Source organism: Alteromonas lipotrueae (genome assembly GCF_019249255.1).
GTDB lineage: Bacteria > Pseudomonadota > Gammaproteobacteria > Enterobacterales > Alteromonadaceae > Alteromonas > Alteromonas lipotrueae.
Genome location: NZ_JAESDJ010000008.1, coordinates 125718 through 143031, shown reverse-complemented (window position 1 = coordinate 143031; position 17314 = coordinate 125718). Strand labels below are relative to the sequence as shown.

General features: G+C 44.9%; 7 protein-coding genes. 3 read left to right on the top strand and 4 right to left on the bottom strand.

Translation table 11 applies throughout. The features are described 5' to 3' along the window. Window positions 1-49 precede the first annotated feature (49 nt). Window positions 50-1690 (top strand): ABC transporter ATP-binding protein/permease, encoded by a 1641-nt coding sequence (locus KYS23_RS12800; RefSeq protein WP_159533830.1) that lies wholly within the window; start codon window positions 50-52, stop codon window positions 1688-1690. Beyond that, window positions 1687-3444: an ATP-binding cassette domain-containing protein gene (locus KYS23_RS12795; protein WP_159533828.1), complete on the top strand. Its 1758-nt coding sequence runs from the start codon at window positions 1687-1689 to the stop codon at window positions 3442-3444. Before KYS23_RS12800 ends, KYS23_RS12795 begins: the two co-directional genes overlap by 4 nt. 108 nt (window positions 3445-3552) lie before the next feature. Here the strand turns inward: KYS23_RS12795 and KYS23_RS12790 are convergent, their stop codons facing one another. Further along, window positions 3553-5943, bottom strand: a complete 2391-nt coding sequence (locus KYS23_RS12790; RefSeq protein ID WP_218418961.1) for a TonB-dependent receptor — start codon at window positions 5941-5943, stop codon at window positions 3553-3555. Window positions 5944-6476: 533 nt separating this feature from the next. Here KYS23_RS12790 and KYS23_RS12785 point away from each other — a divergent pair. After that, window positions 6477-7778: an alpha/beta hydrolase family protein gene (locus KYS23_RS12785; protein ID WP_246604394.1), complete on the top strand. Its 1302-nt coding sequence runs from the start codon at window positions 6477-6479 to the stop codon at window positions 7776-7778. A 149-nt stretch (window positions 7779-7927) separates the two neighbouring features. Here the strand turns inward: KYS23_RS12785 and KYS23_RS12780 are convergent, their stop codons facing one another. The 3 genes from KYS23_RS12780 to KYS23_RS12770 form a co-directional block, all read right to left on the bottom strand. Further along, the gene (locus tag KYS23_RS12780; RefSeq protein ID WP_218418960.1) at window positions 7928-10909 is read right to left on the bottom strand and encodes a TonB-dependent receptor; all 2982 of its coding nucleotides are present in this window, start codon (window positions 10907-10909) and stop codon (window positions 7928-7930) included. 66 nt (window positions 10910-10975) lie between these two features. After that, window positions 10976-13648 (bottom strand): glycoside hydrolase family 16 protein, encoded by a 2673-nt coding sequence (locus KYS23_RS12775; RefSeq protein WP_218418958.1) that lies wholly within the window; start codon window positions 13646-13648, stop codon window positions 10976-10978. Between the two features lie 510 nt (window positions 13649-14158). Continuing rightward, window positions 14159-17305, bottom strand: a complete 3147-nt coding sequence (locus tag KYS23_RS12770; RefSeq protein ID WP_218418957.1) for a carboxypeptidase-like regulatory domain-containing protein — start codon at window positions 17303-17305, stop codon at window positions 14159-14161. Window positions 17306-17314 lie beyond the last annotated feature (9 nt).

The following is a 17314-nucleotide window of genomic DNA, read 5'->3' as shown; positions in this document are numbered from 1 at the left end:
CCGTTATTTTAACCAGCTATTTTAAAAGATAGGCAGTGCGATAAAGTCAATGAAAAAGTTAGACAGGCAGACATTTCAAGCTAAGTTTAATCAACTCGACAACACGCACAAGCTTGGCGCGCGCAGGCGGGTTTTGATCATCACTTTGGTGAAGTGTCTGTCTCTTTTTTCACTGATTATCGCTTTTTATTTTTTCGCTCATGCTATGCATGACTGGATAGTAGATACCCATAAAGCAAGCCAATTTCATATTGTAGGTTTATCTGTCGCGTTGTTTATTAGCTGGATAGCTCAAGGGTTGGTAAACACGCTTACGCTGTCATGTAAGAGTCAGTTGATGCAGGCTATGGAGCAAAAGTTACAACTTATTTTCGCCGAGCAACAGCACGCCCTCATTCGTCAACATTCACTTTTTTATTGGCAATCACTTTGGGTGAAGCATATTCGCTCTATTGCCAATTGGGCTTTCGATTACCGCGTACAGCAATATGTTGCAGTACTTGTCCCATTGATGGCGCTAGTCATTATTTTTTACGTTAACCCCGTAATAGGAATGGGGTTAGCTATAGCCCTTCCTATTGTTCCTTTATTTATGGTTATTGTTGGTAAAGGAGCCGCCAGCTTACATCGCAAGCATTTCGTGGCGCTTGAACGGCTAGGTGGGCTTTTTACCGATAGACTTAATGCACTGCCTTTAATGGCGAGTTATCGGGCTCACAATACGCAGATGCGTTTGCTTAATAACGCCAGCGAACAACTCAATAAACGCACCATGCGGGTGGTAGGCGTCGCGTTCTTATCATCGTCAGTATTAGATTTTTTTGCCACTTTATCGGTAGCCTTAGTTGCTGTCTTTATAGGTTTTTCACTGCTCGGCGAGCTTAACTTGGGGCCTGAAATTTCCTTACAGCAAGGGCTTTGGGTGTTACTAACGGTGCCGCTAATTTTAAGTGAAATGAAAAAACTGGGGCAGGTTTATCACCAAAAAGCTGAAGCTGAAGCGGCCAGCGAGTGTTTGTTTTCGTTGTTTGATACGTTGAACGACAATGTGTCTGTGAAGAAAGGGGAAGTGAGCAAAGGCGAAATGAAGAACAAACCATTTTCTGGGTTTGATGCGCAAAATTTCCGTGTATCCAATTTACTTAAAGCCGAGCACCTTAAGGTTGCTTTAGGAGAACATATTCGCCTAAATGGCGTTTCTGGAAGTGGTAAAACGGTATTGCTAGAGGCGTTAGCTGGCCATCGCAAAGCCTCTCACGGCTTTGACGGACATTGTGTCTGGGTGAGTCAAACTCCCGTTGTTTTACCTGGCAGCGTGAGAGAGAACCTCATACTTGATGCCCACTATAGCGATAGTGCGTTGTGCGAGGTGCTAAATTCAGTTGAGCTCGCTGATTGGCTTTCGTCGCTGCCTGATGGCCTCGATACTTTGATGACTGAGTACCCCAACCTTTCCGGTGGTGAAGCGCAACGGCTTGCGTTGGCTCGTGGTCTATTAAGAGATCCAGATATCTGGTTATTAGATGAACCCACCGCGCATATTCCCGATGAACAGCACCATCGTCTTTCGCAGCTTATTTCCCGTGTCACTCAAGGCAAGACTGTGATTTGGGCATCGCATAAGTTATTGCCCGCGCATTGGTTTGACGCGCATTGGCATATTGCAAACGGGGAGGTAACGGTGAAATGAAATACTTACCTTCAAAAGCAGCACCTGATTCATCAAAAGCGCCTTCGTCACTAACCGGGCAGACGTCAATGGCTGCGTATGGTGCTCTGGGTTTGGCCTTGCTTCATGGTATCGCGGGTCTGAGTATTCTTATCATATCATCTTGGTTTATTGCCATTAGCGCGATAGCACCTTTAGGGTTTAACTATGTTATTCCAGCGGTGGTCATAAGGGGGCTTGCGCTACTTCGAATTGCTAGTGGTTACACCACCATGTGGCTTGGTCACAACGATTTATTAACGCGCATTGCCAAAGCGCGCTTAGCCGTGTTTGAACAATTAGCGTCAAAGCGTCTTGAAAGCAAAGCATGGACAGTTGAAGCTCTCGCGAACCATACGGAGCAACTTGCATCAGCCTTTATTGCGTGGGTTTCGCCACTAGCCTCGGTTGCGCTGCTAATGACAGGGTTATTGTTCACTGGGTATCTCATGAATGTGCCGGGTTATGGTTTTTTCATAGCCCTAGCCATGCTGTGGTTGGTGATGAGTGTTATCACCACGCTTTGCGGGCTTAAAACCGTGGCTAAAACGGCGCAGGAAGAGCTTGAGTTTCGGCACCAAAGCGCAACGTTTTTTCAAGCAAGTAGTTTGTGGCACCTTAAATCGAAAACTTCGAAAGGCTTGTTTAATGCCCCCAGTACCCAACAGGCACAAGATGCGCAATTAAAAGAGCAGGCGCTAGTGTCCAGAGCCATGTGGCTTTTTCAAGGTGGCGTATTCAGTTTGGTTGTTCTGGTTGTTGTTAGTGCTAACTCAGCGGCTTATTTCGTTCCGCTCGCATTAATCACGCCTATGGTTCTGTTAGCAGCGCCAGACTGGGCAAACGCCACTTTTAGTAGTGTGGTTAAGTTCGCAAAGTGGCAACATAGCAAAGCAGAGCTACAAGCAATGCACACTCAGTCTTTACCTTTACTAAATGCGCATAAACCTAGGGTATCACTTTCATTAAAAGATTTTATCGCACAAGACAGAAACCTACCTACGGTCAATATGCAGTTTGAGGCTACAGGGCTTAGCGTGCTCAAGGGGTATTCAGGGTGCGGTAAGTCGAGCATTCTACAAGCCATATGTGGGCTAATTCCTTTTGAAGGGCGCCGCTCAATAGACAATGTTGCCACTGTGCAAGGCATGTTAGAAAAATGGATTTACGTTGAACAGCAACCCATTATTTTGGCAGGTACCATTAAACTGAACTTAGATCCTGCTGCCACTGGGATCAGTGAAGAGTCCATGCACGAAGTTTTAGCGCGTGTTGGTTTACAGCACCTTTCTGCGTTAACTGAATGGGTTGGTAAAGGAGGAAGGGCTTTATCAGGCGGTGAAAGTAAACGCTTAGCATTGGCCAGAGCCTTATTAGCAAAACCTGATGTGCTGTTAATCGATGAGCCCTTTGAAGGGCTAGATAGCGAAGCACAGCAGCGAGTCGCTGAGGTCATTAATGAGAGTGCGCTTTCGGGATTAGTTATCGTTGCTACTCATTTTGTTCCGGTGGCCCTGCAGCCTAATGCAGCGTTTACTCTGGATGAAAAAGGTGACCAAAGCAAATCCCATCATTCTCGTCAAAATCACAGTCATCAATACACGTATGGCGATGATGAATTACCTATAACTTCATCGGTCTACTCAACGCTAACGCCTAATGAGCAACAGCAACAAGCGCTAGCAGAACTGCAACGCCATGAACGCAACACGGTACTTGGTTTTAAGCCGCGATAAACTACACGGCGAGGCTTGATACGTATGCGGGCTATTATTTGTTAAGCCAAAAAGCGAACAAAAAAAGGCGCCTTAACGGCGCCTTAAACACACATGTTTAAATTGTCTTTAGAATCTAGCGCGAAGTTGCACGCCAAAGTAACGGTCTGCATCACGCGGGATTTGATAACGGAAGTTATCACCGCTGTAGGTCGTTACATAGCTTTCGTCAGTCAAGTTCTTACCAATAAGGCTGATGCGGTAGTCATCATCTTGGAACGAGAACGCCAAGCTTGCATTCACAATGGCATAGTCTGGTAACACAGCAGGATCGTTTTCCTCTGCAAACGCACCTGGTGCACCAACGAACATTTCGTCAGTGTAAACGTAAGAACCGTTTAAGATAATGTCCATGTTGTCCATCTCCCAAATGTACTCACCGGTTACTGAGTATTTAAGGTCTGGAGAGAAAGGTAAGTCTGCGCCAGAACTGCCAGTACAAGGGTTATCGATATCTGTATCGGTTATTGGGCATAAGAACTCATCCACTTCAGCATCTACTTTCGATAAACCACCGGTTAACGATAGGTTATCTGTTGCTTGCCACATGAAGTCAAACTCGAAACCTTGAGTAGTTACTGAGCCAGCATTGGTTAAGCGGGTAATAGTAACGCCATCTAGCAATTCTGAGTTATTCGCTTGGAAACCGTCGATATCTGTTCTAAAGATAGCGGCATTGAAGATAATGTCACGGCTGGCGTACTTATAACCTAGCTCGTAAGCATCCGAAGTTTCTTCACCAATAGGCAAGGTATCTGAGTCTGACATGTTGTAGAACACGTTAAACGCAGGGCCTTTATAGCCTTGTGAGAAGGTGAAATACGTCATGCTGTTATCAGTTAAGTCATACTGCACACCCAACTTGCCTGATACATTAGTTTCGTCAGTCTTGCCGCTGTAGTCAGTATCGAAGCTCCGTACACCTACACCAGTACGACTGTATTGATCATTACTGCTACGGTTGTGCGAGTAGCTTACTTCGTCATCGGTATAACGAATTCCAAATAGCAGGCGTAAATCGTCATTAATATGGTATTTACCATCAGCAAATAATGCCCAGTTATCAAACTGGGTTTCCATGTAAGCCGTTGCGCTTACAATATCGTTTGAATTACAGCTAAGACCTTCATCAGCAATAAACTGGTTAACTTGATCGTCAGTTGGGTCAGCTATACCTAATGTGTCAGTTAAGTAAGCGCTGATAGCCTTAGGGAATTGTAAATCGTTATTTTGACAACTAGCATCACGGGTAAAATTACGCTCAGATTTTTGTGTCCACCAGAACGCGCCCACTTGATAATCGAATGCCTCACCCACAGGCGATGCAATACGGAATTCTTGTGACGTTTGCTTCCAGTTTTGTGCGCCAATATCGTGTAACTGGAACGGTTCGCCAAACACTGGGAACGGACGTGTGCCCGCTGTTGAGGTGAAGTCACCTTCACGGAATTCAGTATTATCCCAATCACGGTAAGCAGTGATTGAAGTGAATTGGTGATCGCCAAACATGGTATCAACCTGCATAGAGAAACCCGTGGTTTCATCTAACGTACGAGTTTCAAAGTCATGGTCTATAAGGCGCTGTTCTAAATCTAAGTCGCCATCACCAGTACTGTTTGGTAGTGCTTCAGAATCAGGGTGACGGCCACTTGGTGAAAGTTCTAAATCGGCACAGCAGCTATCATCAGATTTCACGTTTTCAAAGATAAACAGAATGTCGGTGTCGTTACCCGCTTCCATATCAAGCATGGCGCGAACGCCTTCTTTGTCGTAGCCGTTAGTCATTTCGTTGTTATAAACGTTTTTAATGTATCCATCGAACTGCGATTTAAGCACCGTTAGACTACCGTTTACATTATCGTTTAATGCACCAGACACACTGGTTTTTAATCGGTATTCATTGTCTTGAAACAGGCTTATTTCGGCTGTCCCTTCAAACTCATCAGTAGGGCGCTTGGTCGTGATATTTACCACACCCGCCGATGCATTCTTACCGAATAATGTACCCTGTGGGCCACGTAAAACTTCAATGCGCTCAAGGTCATATAAGTCAACAAACGCTTGACCGGCACGGCCTAACACAACGCCGTCTACTACGGTAGAGACACTCGGCTCAGCAGCCACACTAAATGAAATAGTTCCAATACCACGAACGGTAATGGCGGAGTTTCGTGTTGTATTGCCTTTACGGAAACTGACCGATGGGACTAATGCTTGTAGACCTTCAATGTTGTTAGAAAATGCAGCGTTAATTTGATCTTCGCGTAAAACCGAAACCGCAACAGGCACTTCATTTAGGCTTTCCACTCGTTTTTGTGATGTAACTGTTATTTTTTCCAAGCCCTTTGGCTCGGCAGTTTCTGCTTCTTGCGCGCTGGCTGCAAAGCCAATAGTCATACAAGTACCAATGGCTAATGCCCGAGTAATACTTGAATGTAGTGTGCTAGGTCTTAGTAACATGGTGTTCTCCACGAATTCTCTTTTATGGGTTTTATCCAGTTTTATCTGCCGTGTGTCCGACGGTCTTTTCTTAGGTCTTATTAATTTTATATAAACTAGGTATTGCTCATTTGTCTTATATAAGACAGAAGATAGTCAAAATTTAACCAAAAAGTAAATCAATTGCAATCTTTTTGTTAATTAAGTTTTGGGGGTCTTTGAATTGTTATGCAAGTAAATGATTTTAGATTAACTGTTTGTTTTAATTGGCTTTATTTTGCTTCTTGCTGAGTTTTTCCAACTCATTAATAGTCGCTATATATTTTATTAATACAAGTTTATAACAATAAGGGTGCTGGTTTGTCTTGCATTAGACCGTTAAGTTTAGGGGCTGGTGAGTCGCGAAAGTAGGCAAGTCTAAAATTAACAGGTAATTCGGTTAATGGCTTTTAATGCTATCCCTAAAGTGTCACAGTTATGTGAGCATAATTATTGATTTAACTAGAAATATCGAAATGGATGGAAGGAAGTTAGGTATGGGTGTGAGTAAAAGTATGTTGTTTAAAGGTCTATGGACTATGTTGTGCATAGGCAGCGCTACAAGTGGGTACGCAGAGAATAGAATTGATACCCAACGCTCTGATGCGCCAGCGCTTTCGGCCTACGGCGAGTATGATATTGGGGTTCGTAAGCTTGAGGTGGTCAATCCCAAGCAGATTGATATTCTAGCGCTTGATGCTAGCCAACCTAAACCAAGCACTCTTCCTACTTATGACCGCCCACTAACCCTAGAGGTTTGGTATCCAGCACAAAAAGGCAGTACTGGCGATACAGTGCTAAATGCGTTTATTCGCGATGGCAAACAGCAAGTTGAATTGCATGGCAAAGCGGTAAGGGATGCTGCGCCTTTAGAAACTAAAAAGGCGTTCCCATTAGTATTGGTATCTCATGGGTATCCTGGTAACCGTTTTTTATTAGCACATTTAGCGGAAAACATTGCCTCGAAAGGCTATGTGGTGGTGTCGATTGATCACACCGACTCTACCTATCGTACACAAGCGGCCTTTGCATCTACGTTAGTGAATCGCTCTGTCGATCAGTTATTCGTGCTATCGCAAATTGAAACCATGGCAAAAGAGGAAGGTTCATTCTTATACCAATTAGCCGATGCCAGTAACACAGGTATTATTGGCTATTCTATGGGGGGATATGGTGCGGTAATTAACGCGGGTGCTGGCATTACCGAACAAGCGGTAAATAGCAAATTGAGTGCGCCCTTTGGTACCTTAGCTCGCCATCAAACTGGTATTAGAGACAAGGTCGACCCTCGTGTAAAAACGATTATTGGTTTTGCGCCTTGGGGTATGAACTACCGTATGTTTAATTTAGACAGTGTGGCTATTCCTATGATGCTGGTGGCAGGTTCTCAAGATGATGTGTCAGGGTATGAAAACGGCGTGAGAGCCATTTGGGAAGGGGCAAAAAACGTAGACCGCACTTTGTTAACCTACGATAACGCCAATCATAATGCGGGAGCAGTAATGCCAGCCCCTGAAGAGTCTTTCGTATTTGATGAAGCATTAGGTTTCGATGTAAGTTCACATTATATCGACGCGGTATGGGGTAACGCACGCATGAACAACATTGCACAGCATTTTGTTACCGCGTGGTTAGGTAAATACCTTAAAAATGAAAGCCGCATGCAAGCTTATTTAGACGTAGTACCGGTATCAAATGACGGCGTGTGGGCTATGGATGAAGATGGCAATCCGAAGGCAGAGCATACTTATTGGGAAGGTTTCCCTCATCGCACCGCAAAAGGCTTAAGATTAGAGCAACTGCCAGCATGGCAATAGTACTTTCGAAGTTTTATACGGCGCTTTGAAGTAGCGAATGTGAAAAATTAACTATAAAAAAGCGGCGTAGAGGTTAACTCTACGGCGCTTTGTTTTTCTAGCTAGTGCTTTTAATTATAGCTTCCAAATACTGCTTTAAACCTGCAATGTTAGAATGAGTAACGTGCACCAAAGGTGTAGCGAGGCCCGTATTGACGAGCAAATAAGAACTGCTCTTCAAAACGCCCGTAACCTTGCTCAGTTTCATCGTTGATATTCACACCCTCAAGGAACACGGTTAGGTTTTCATTTACATCGTAGTTCACGCTGGCATCAACCTGCCCGTATGTATCGAACTGTGTCGCTGGATTATCAGCAGACCCTTGATCTTGACCCATACCGACGAGGTAGTCCGAACGCCATGCGTAAGTCACTTTCACAGATAAGCCATCTTTTTCGTAAAACACTTGGAAGTTAGCTGAGTCACTAATACCCGCAAGTGGGTTTTGCTCAGCGCTTAAATCGTAAGGGTCATACTTAACATCGCCGTCAACGAAAGTCGCATTTGCACCTACGCCAAACCCAGTATCACCGAAGGTATGTTGAACGGCTAATTCGACACCCTCAACCGAGCGGGTATCGCTTAGGTTACGAGGTTTGGTTACCCGCCAGGTAATTAAAGGGTCATCAGCGTTAGGGGTTACTACGCCATCAGCATCCGCATAACCGTTATCTACAAAGTATCCGTAGATGGCGCTATCAGTTGCTTGCACGCCTGCTGCTTCTAACGCAGACACAGCTTCGTTCCAGCGTGGGCCTTGGTAAATGTCGTTTAAGCCTTCAAAGGTTTCTTCTTGTGCTGAGTAAGCAATGTAGTTTTTAACAGACTTTTTGAATAAACCGACAGAGGCGTAACTCGCTTCGTCGTAATACCACTCAAAAGAAAGGTCAATATTCGTCGATTCATATGGCAGCAAACTTGTGTTTCCTTCGGAAACCGTTCGAGAACCAATTTTAGGGCTTCCACTGAAAGCTCGGCCGCCTTGTAGTTCACCGATAGGCGCACGAGTAATCGATTTGCCCCAAGAGAAACGAGCAACAACATCGTCGGTGACATCGACTTTGACATCTAGCATAGGCAGTAAGATATCGTACTTACCCGTAAAGTCTTGAAGTTGTAAGTCAGCCTCAAATTGTGTTATCCACTCTGATGCCGCTACCCAATTGACCTGTGTTGGTACGCGAACTTCGGCTGCACTTGGTACTTCTGTTTCTTCATAGCGCAGGCCTGCGTTCACTTGAACATAATAATCGCTGACTTCGAATTCCCACTCTGATTGTACATAAATAGAGTCGGTGGTCTCTTCAACATTACTCACTGACGGGGCGCCACTAAAATAAGGGTCAATGGAGTAAGCGTTACTTTCACCTACCACGTCAGCGGTAAGGTAAGCTAGCTGACGAGCAATGGCTTCGTCAAAGTCAAACGTGTAATAGTACCCAGGATTCATGCTAGCGCCGCCACCAGAGAATGCGTCTAGGAAGCCACTGGTGTCGTTTCTCACGAACATATCATCAGGAAAAATTTCAGTGAAAGAAGGGCTAAAGCCCGGTCCACCACGTAAGCCACTCCACGCGGTAAATCCTGATAGGGCTTGCTCAGTACGGGCAATACCAAAATCGATTTTTACTAGTGGAATATCAAAGGCTGAGTTGAACCAGGTTCCATCTATTTGAAGCTGCTCAATGTCAGAGCGGCCTGGGGAATAAATAAACTGGCTAAAGTTGGAGTCAATTTCACCCGGGTTAATTTCATTGGTGCCATTGTTCCAGTTAATATAGACCTGTGGAATTTCGCCTTCTCGGTAGTCATATACTTTAGAGCTAAGCTGATTAGAACCCAAAATAACTTGGCCTGCACTACCTAACCCTTCATCGTAGCCATTGTCTGTTTCATTGTACGAATCATGGTAATCAAGAGTGAAAAACCAGTCGTCATTCATTTCCCAATCTAAATTCACGCCAAACGAACGAGCATCAACCCGCGTTGTATCCCGGCTGGCAGTATATGAGCCATCGTCACCACTGATATCAGCATAAACAGCGGTACCATTGGCATCGAGTTCGTAGGCATTTATGTTAGAGCCAAAGTTATTCCATATGCCCCAGCCAACCGTATTTGTTCCAGTCGTGGCGCGGGTAGCGGTATAATCAACAGTGGCAGTAAAATTATCTACGGGGCGAAATTGAAAGGTAACCTGACCATTTGAACGTTCGCGCTGTACATCATTAATGCTGTAATTCATATCTTTTGGGAAGAATGCAGCGTCAGTGATATTGGTGCGATTATCGATAACGTTAGCAGCATCTAAATCTGGTAAATCTGCGTTTTCTTGCAACACCCAGCCTTGAACACTGGCAGCCTGTTGTTGGAAATCACGCTCTTGATGAGAAAAAGACACCCCAAAACCAAACATATCGTCAGCGAAGGTGTTGCTGTAAACCCCAGCAATTTCTGGTGTTACATCATCGCCTTCAACATTCGAGGTATCGTGAATACCTTTTACAGAAAACGAGGCTTGTTGACCAGGGCGAGCAAGGGGCTTCATGGTAATGATATTTACCGTTGCACCTAACCCACCACTTGGGTTTTCAGCGCGCGCTGTCTTGTGTAGCTCAAGGGTATTAACCCCTTCAGAAGACAAGTTTTCCAAGTTAAAAGAACGGGTGAAACCTGTGCCTGGCATTTGACGACCGTTAAGCGTCACCAAGTTAAATTCTGGGCCAAAGCCACGTACGGTAATTTGGCTACCCTCACCGTTTGAACGGCTGATAGTTACACCGGTAATACGCTGTAATGATTCTGCAAGGTTAGTATCAGGAAACTTCCCTAACTCTTCTGCCGAAATGGCATCTACAACACCGCTCGAGCTGCGTTTTACGTCCATTGAACGAATCATACTGCCGCGAATACCACTAACCTGTATAACTTCAACTTCGCTAGGTACGCTATTGTCAGAGACGGCAGCTTCTGTCGTTTGAGTTTCTGGTCTTTCTACTTCTTGTGCATAAGAGGGAATTGCCAAGGTTGAACCCATCAACAAAGCCATTGATGTGGCGAGCTGGGTCTTTTTAAATGTTGTATTTTTCATAATTGACCTACTAAATCTTTATCAATTTATTGCTGCCGCTTGAGTGTGCAAACGGCAGAAGCTTTGTTATTGCGCTGCAATTTCAGCATTATCTATACGGTATACCGCACCTTCACCGGTGCCCCACGCTGGGAACACCATCACAACATCGATAGCGCTGATGTCTAACCCAGCGTCGTACAAGGTTTGAAGTGGGAAGGTGTAGGTTTGCCATTCGCCAGTAATTGGATCTGCGCCTTCTAGACTCTCTGAAATAGCAAGCTCAACCGCGGTGGAGGTATCGCCTGATTCAATCTTAAATAGCCAAGGTGCTGATGCATCGTTAGGCGCCGAGCTTACCTTCATTTCGAAGCGGACTACGCCTGTTGAAAGCAATGAAGAGGCATCAAAATAAACATCGTCGTCGGCAAGAAAGCCCATTACGGTAGGTGTCGCACCAATGCGGAATTCAGCTACTGTACCGTGGTCGGTATCATCCACTTCTTCTGTGGGTGTAGAACCGCCACAGCAATCCCAAATTGACCATTGGTCAGCCGCTGTATCAGCGAATATAGTTAATTCGGTTGCAGCAGGTGTGTCACCATCTGGGTGGTAAAATTTCACGTTATCTAAGCGATATACCGCGCCTTCACCTGCGCCCCAGGCTGGAAATACCATAATCACATCTATGGCACTTAGGTCTAGGCCTGCCGCTTGTAGGTCAGCAATAGGAAAGGTATAAGTTTGCCACTCACCGGCAGTTGGCGCTTGTCCTTCAACGCTATCAGAGATGGGTAACTCAACCGCAGTGGCACCGTCGCTAGATTCAACTTTAAATAACCAGCCGGCACTCGCATCGTTTGGCATGTTGACAACGCGCATATCAAATTGCAGTAAACCGCCATCGGCTAAGGCAGAAGCATCAAACGGCGTGTCGCCACCGCCTGACGCTGAACGGGTGATAAAGCCCATAACAGTAGGCTCTGCGCCAATACGAAACTCGGCCGTTAAACCATGTTCTTCATTGTCGATTTCTTCTGTAGGGGTTGAGCCACCACAGCAATCCCACATCGGCCAGTCAGGGTTCATTTCATCTTCAAATATCACTAATTCCGGATACGCAGACTCTTGCGAAATTTCAACATTGTTTACACGGTATACCGCACCTTCACCGGCACCCCATGCTGGGAATATCATGATGACATCAATAGCGCTGGTGTCTAAACCGGCATCAGCTAAAGCGCTTAATGGAAATTCATAAGACTCCCATACGCCTTGCTCAGGTGTATCGCCACCGGTATCAGCAGGACCGACATAGCCAGTCATTAAAGGTAGCTCGACGGCGGTAGTACCTTCACCACTTTCAATCTTAAACAACCAAGTAGCAGTCGTGTCGTTAGGGGCAGACATCACCTTCAGGTCGAATTTTACGCTACCGTTTTCTTCCATAGGCGAGGCATCGAAGGGTGATGCTTGACCTGCTGGGTCGGTAATAAATAGCTCGCGGCTAATAAAGCCCATGACAGTAGGTTCTGCACCAATGCTGAATTCATATACCTGACCTTCAGCACTATCTTCTACTAACGCAGGTGTTGAACCTCCGCAGCAATCCCATGCTGGCCAATTAGGGTTGGTGGTACCTTCAAAAATAGTGAGGTTTTCTGCAATGCCTGTTGAAGGTGGAGAAGGAATAGGGGCGGCGCCTTCCACTAGCGCATCGTCTAGTGAGTCGTAGCCTGGACGAACGGTTTCACATCCTGCACCCGTATCTGGGTTTGAGGCACATTCGTAAACCCGAACATAGTCGATCTCAAAGCGCTGGCCATTTTCAAACGCACTGGCATCAATACCCGTTTCGTTTACCGCTTCAGGCCATTCTCCACCTACTGCTAGGTTCAAAATAAGATAGAATTCTTGATCGTATGGCGCGTTATCCCAATGGGTAACTAGTTCTCCAGTACCTTGCTCGAAGTATTCGGTGTACCAACCACGATGTGACAAGCCTGTGGCGTCGCCATTGCTGTTGTAACGTACTTCAGAACGACGCTGAGTGGCATACAAGTAGTCGTCCATATACCAACGAATTTCACCTTCTTGCCATTCTATCGCGTAGGTATGAAAGTCATCTGCTGGGTTAGCGCCATCAGGCAATGAATAGGCTTGGCCTGAGCTGTCGTTGTTTGGCCATTCTTGCCCATAATGCAAGGTGCCGTAGATATGCGCTTCAGGGTTGCCATCTGCATCGGCAGCTTTAAGGTTAACTGCTTCAAAAATATCGATTTCACCGGAACGCGGCCAGCCACCATACACTTCGTCGGTAGGCATCATCCAAAATGCAGGCCAACTGCCTTGACCCGATGGCATTTTAGCGCGCATTTCAATGCGGCCATATTTAAAGTCTGCTTTGTAACGAGTAATTAAGCGGGCTGAGGTATAAGGCTTTTGTGCACCGTCTTCAGCAGGTAATGCAACAATGCTTAATGCGCCATCACTAACGAATGCGTTTTCGTCGCTGTCGGTATAGCACTGTGCCTCGTTATTGCCACCGCCATCGCAGTTAACTTCGTGTGTCCAGTTATTATCGTCAATGGTCGCGTCTTCGAATTCGTCGCTCCACACTAGTTCCCAGCCTGTGGTAGGGGCGCTAGTGTCAACGGCGTCTATGTCGGTAGAAGTGGTTGCTCCACCGCCACAGCCAACCAAAGCTGTGACCGTTAACGCGGCAGCAATCCGAGAAAGTTGAGTTACATTTTTAGTCATTATCTTCAGCCCTAATGCTAAGTAAATGGTTATCTAAAACGCCGCGTTGGCCACGTCGAGTTATGTTTTGTAAGCGCTTCCATTTAAAGTTGTTATTTTTCTTTTTGAAAGCGCTTACATAAGGTTAATGCACGTTAATTGAAAGATCAACAACCCTCTTTGATATTTTTAACATTTGGTTTACTTGATACAAGTAAAAGTACGCAGGTTATGTAATTAACCTTATGTAAATTAGGAATTTTATTTTTCGCAATGCATGGTTATTGCATTTAATACAAAAATTTAACCTTGTATTCTGGTGAATAAAAATAAAATGTTAATTAATTCGCCGGGGCGTTATTAGTGCAAAACTCTCAGGAATGTTGCGCTTGCAAATTAAAATGTAAAGACAGCTATGCCAGCAGGTAAAAGTGTTTATGGTATTTCATGAAACGTTAGGCGTTGAGGTGAGTTCTTATCTTTCTAATAAAATGGGCAATACGTGTAGGGAAGCGGCTTCGACAAAAGCTTCTATTGTTTTGTTAGCAAGCTTTCTCGAGTGACCGAATACGGGCCGCTACGGTATTCGGTATCGTAATAATGGTCATGACAAACTGAAGTAGAAGCAGCGGGAGCGACAAGGCGGTAAAACGAAGGAGACGCATTGTTATTAGGCAATAGCATCAGTTCAGGATGTTGGATAAAAATCGTTGGATTAATTGAGCTAAGTGCTTGATAAGCGGCAAGCTGACAAAGGCGTTCGGCGGAACTCGATTCTAATCGATGAAGTGAGTTTTGAATAAGTTCTTGTACATCCTCTAATATAAATTCTAATCGCCAATGCGCTCCTGTGAATCGTGCTGATGGACTTATGAAAGCGTGACTAAAAGTTGGGTGTTGATTGAGTTTTTGTAATATCATTTTTGCTTCGCTAAATAGGTCAAACCTTCCAACTGTCACATAGGTTAATCCCGCACTATGATTGCGATGAAATTGGATTGACTCAGGTGCGATGGGCAAATGTTTCATCACTTCAAAAATAGAACGAGAATGCCTGAATATACCAATTTGAATTTCATATTTGCCGGTGGTGTCGGGGCTCGAAACCGGCTGAACGGTTGCAGAATGGTTTGCAAGGTTTTCGTTCGGTAATGCCGTTTCTCGCGCAAGCAAAATATCATCTACGAAAACGGAATCACCTTTTGCAGGTGCTGTAAATGAAAGGGCATCTGATTGAATAGTTAAACCTTGCTGAATGAGATAATCATTATCTATTTCAATGTGATAATCACCAGGGGGGATAGCGTTAACATAAAAATAGCCATCGCTCTCCGTTCGCGTTTTAACGACTATTTGTTCGGTATTGTCGATAATCGCTATATCAACATAAGCCGCACCACGGCTAGAAGAATCACCTACTACGTAAATGGTTCCTTCAACATCATTAAAGGTATGTACTGGGAATTGTGCTGTATTAACTCCGCCTGGGTGGGTTAATACTTGAACTTTTCCAGCGGCTGGCAACATATATGGGTCAGGCAGCGAATCAGATTTTAAGATGAGATTTTGTGTTCTAGCCCCAGTATTGAGCCTGACCATTCCATTGGCGTCGGTACTTTTATCACGCCACAGTGAACTTCCGGCAAACATGACTCCTTCTATGGGAGCTTCATTGGTGTCTTGGCGTAAATTTCGATTCTCGTCTAAGTAGGCAAACGCATCTATACGCCCAGCAGTGGCACCCGCTGAACGTTCAAAATTCAAACTTTGCGTATACGGGTTAACATTGGTATTACCCGTTAAAGAAAGGTTTACTGACCAATCTCCGCCCTCCATTACGCTGGCTGCCAACCCAATATTCAACGACTCAAAACGCCAGTTGTGTTGGTGTCTAATTTCCAAAGCATTGTCAGTATCGCCTCTATAACGTAAGCGAGTTTCGCGATGTTGGGAGAGTGTTTGCGGCCATCGCATCGACACATAGAAGTTGTCAGTTGAAAAGCGATCAGAGGGAATAAAGTTCCAAGCACTGGAAAGATTCCATCCATTAACGTCTTTGGCGTAATACAATCGACCAGTGACCGCAGCACTACTGTTGTTAGACACGCTGAACCCTGAAGCAAATGTGCCCCCCAGAAAGTTGTCATTTAAATTTACGTTTAGCGCACTTTGGGGATCATCGAATTCATAGGCTCGGTGGGTCATACTGGTGTTCCAACCAAAACGTCCAAGCCACTCAGTTTTGCCGTTCAAACGCAACGAGGAAATATACTTAATATCATCATCTTGTGAGTATGCATCACTATAAAAATTGTTGAAGTAGCGAGTAGAAAAGTTCAAATTGAGGCTATTGCTGAACCTGCCGTTCCAGCCTAAAAACATACCGTAACCACCAGTATTCTGATCTGATACCTCAAATTTAAGCGCCGATCCGAAAAGCTGGGTGTTAATACCCGCAGTGACATACGAGGCAATTCCATCTTCCAGCCAAAGGCGTTGAACGCTAGCAGATAAGGTAGCGCTATCGGTAAGACCGTAGCCGAGCCTTGCGACAGTGGCTTTTCCTACCCCTGTTGTAGATACTTGACCATCAAGTAAGCGAAATTGATTGTCGGTAAGCCCAAATAAGAAGTCGAATTTTCCCTGCCTTAGCTGGTTATTACCAACATTGACGGTTTTAGTTCGAACCTCTTGCTGGCCTTCAGGTCCATATAACTTTAACTCAAATAAGTTTGCCCCGTAGAACGTTTCAATATCTTCGAAAAGTACCTTATTCTCCTCGTTACTGAATTGCTCATCGATAAATTGCCCATTTCTGAAGAGCTGTATTCGCCAGCCAGGTAATACGAACTCTTCAATGCTAGTGCTTGAAAAACTGCGCCGTTGCCGCGTGTCGCCATTGTGTACAATCAAGCCGAGTGACTGTCCAGAGCGTGTAATAAGTTCATCCCTTTGCAGCTGTATATCGCCAAATTCATAGGCAAAACTATTTAAGGCGTTGTCAGTGTTTTGGTAGTTTTCGTTTAAGGTTTTGCCAAACCGAAGGTAATGAATACTCGTGTCATCAACTCTGCTTACACGAAGGTTGGCTGAATGATATAAAAAATCGAATCCTGCATTTATATTGGCGGAAAAGCGATTATCGCTGCTCGCGCTATCCTGCTTAGATAAACGGTATGTAACCAGTGGCGAAGTGAAAAGTTGATATTGATCTTCAACAACTTTACTTGCAGGTACTACGCTAGGCGTAAAGTGTAGAGGCGGATTATCAGCGCTTGCGTTTGTAGATGAATTTAAGGGAAGACGGCCAGTGAGGTTGAGTTGAAGCAATGTATAATTAAATTTTTGTTCAATCTGCAATAATGCAGCAATCATGCGTGTATCGATATAAATATCGAATTCATCGGCTGCCCAAAGAAATGCATCAGGCCTTGTATTACTTAGAATGGGCAAGGTTTGATTAAATGTATGGTTGAAGCTGCAGAAATCTTCACTACCCTCTGACTGAATCGACCCCTGAGCCATTGATACTTCCCAATCTAGGGAAAGCGCGTCGGCGAACAGTGATGCGGGAACGAGGTATCGTTCACCTACAGGGTAAACGTCAAAGCCGTCCCAAAGGGGGCGGCCGTTAACGCGTAACACACTGATCAATAACTGGTCTTCGTCTAATGCCACCCGACTCGT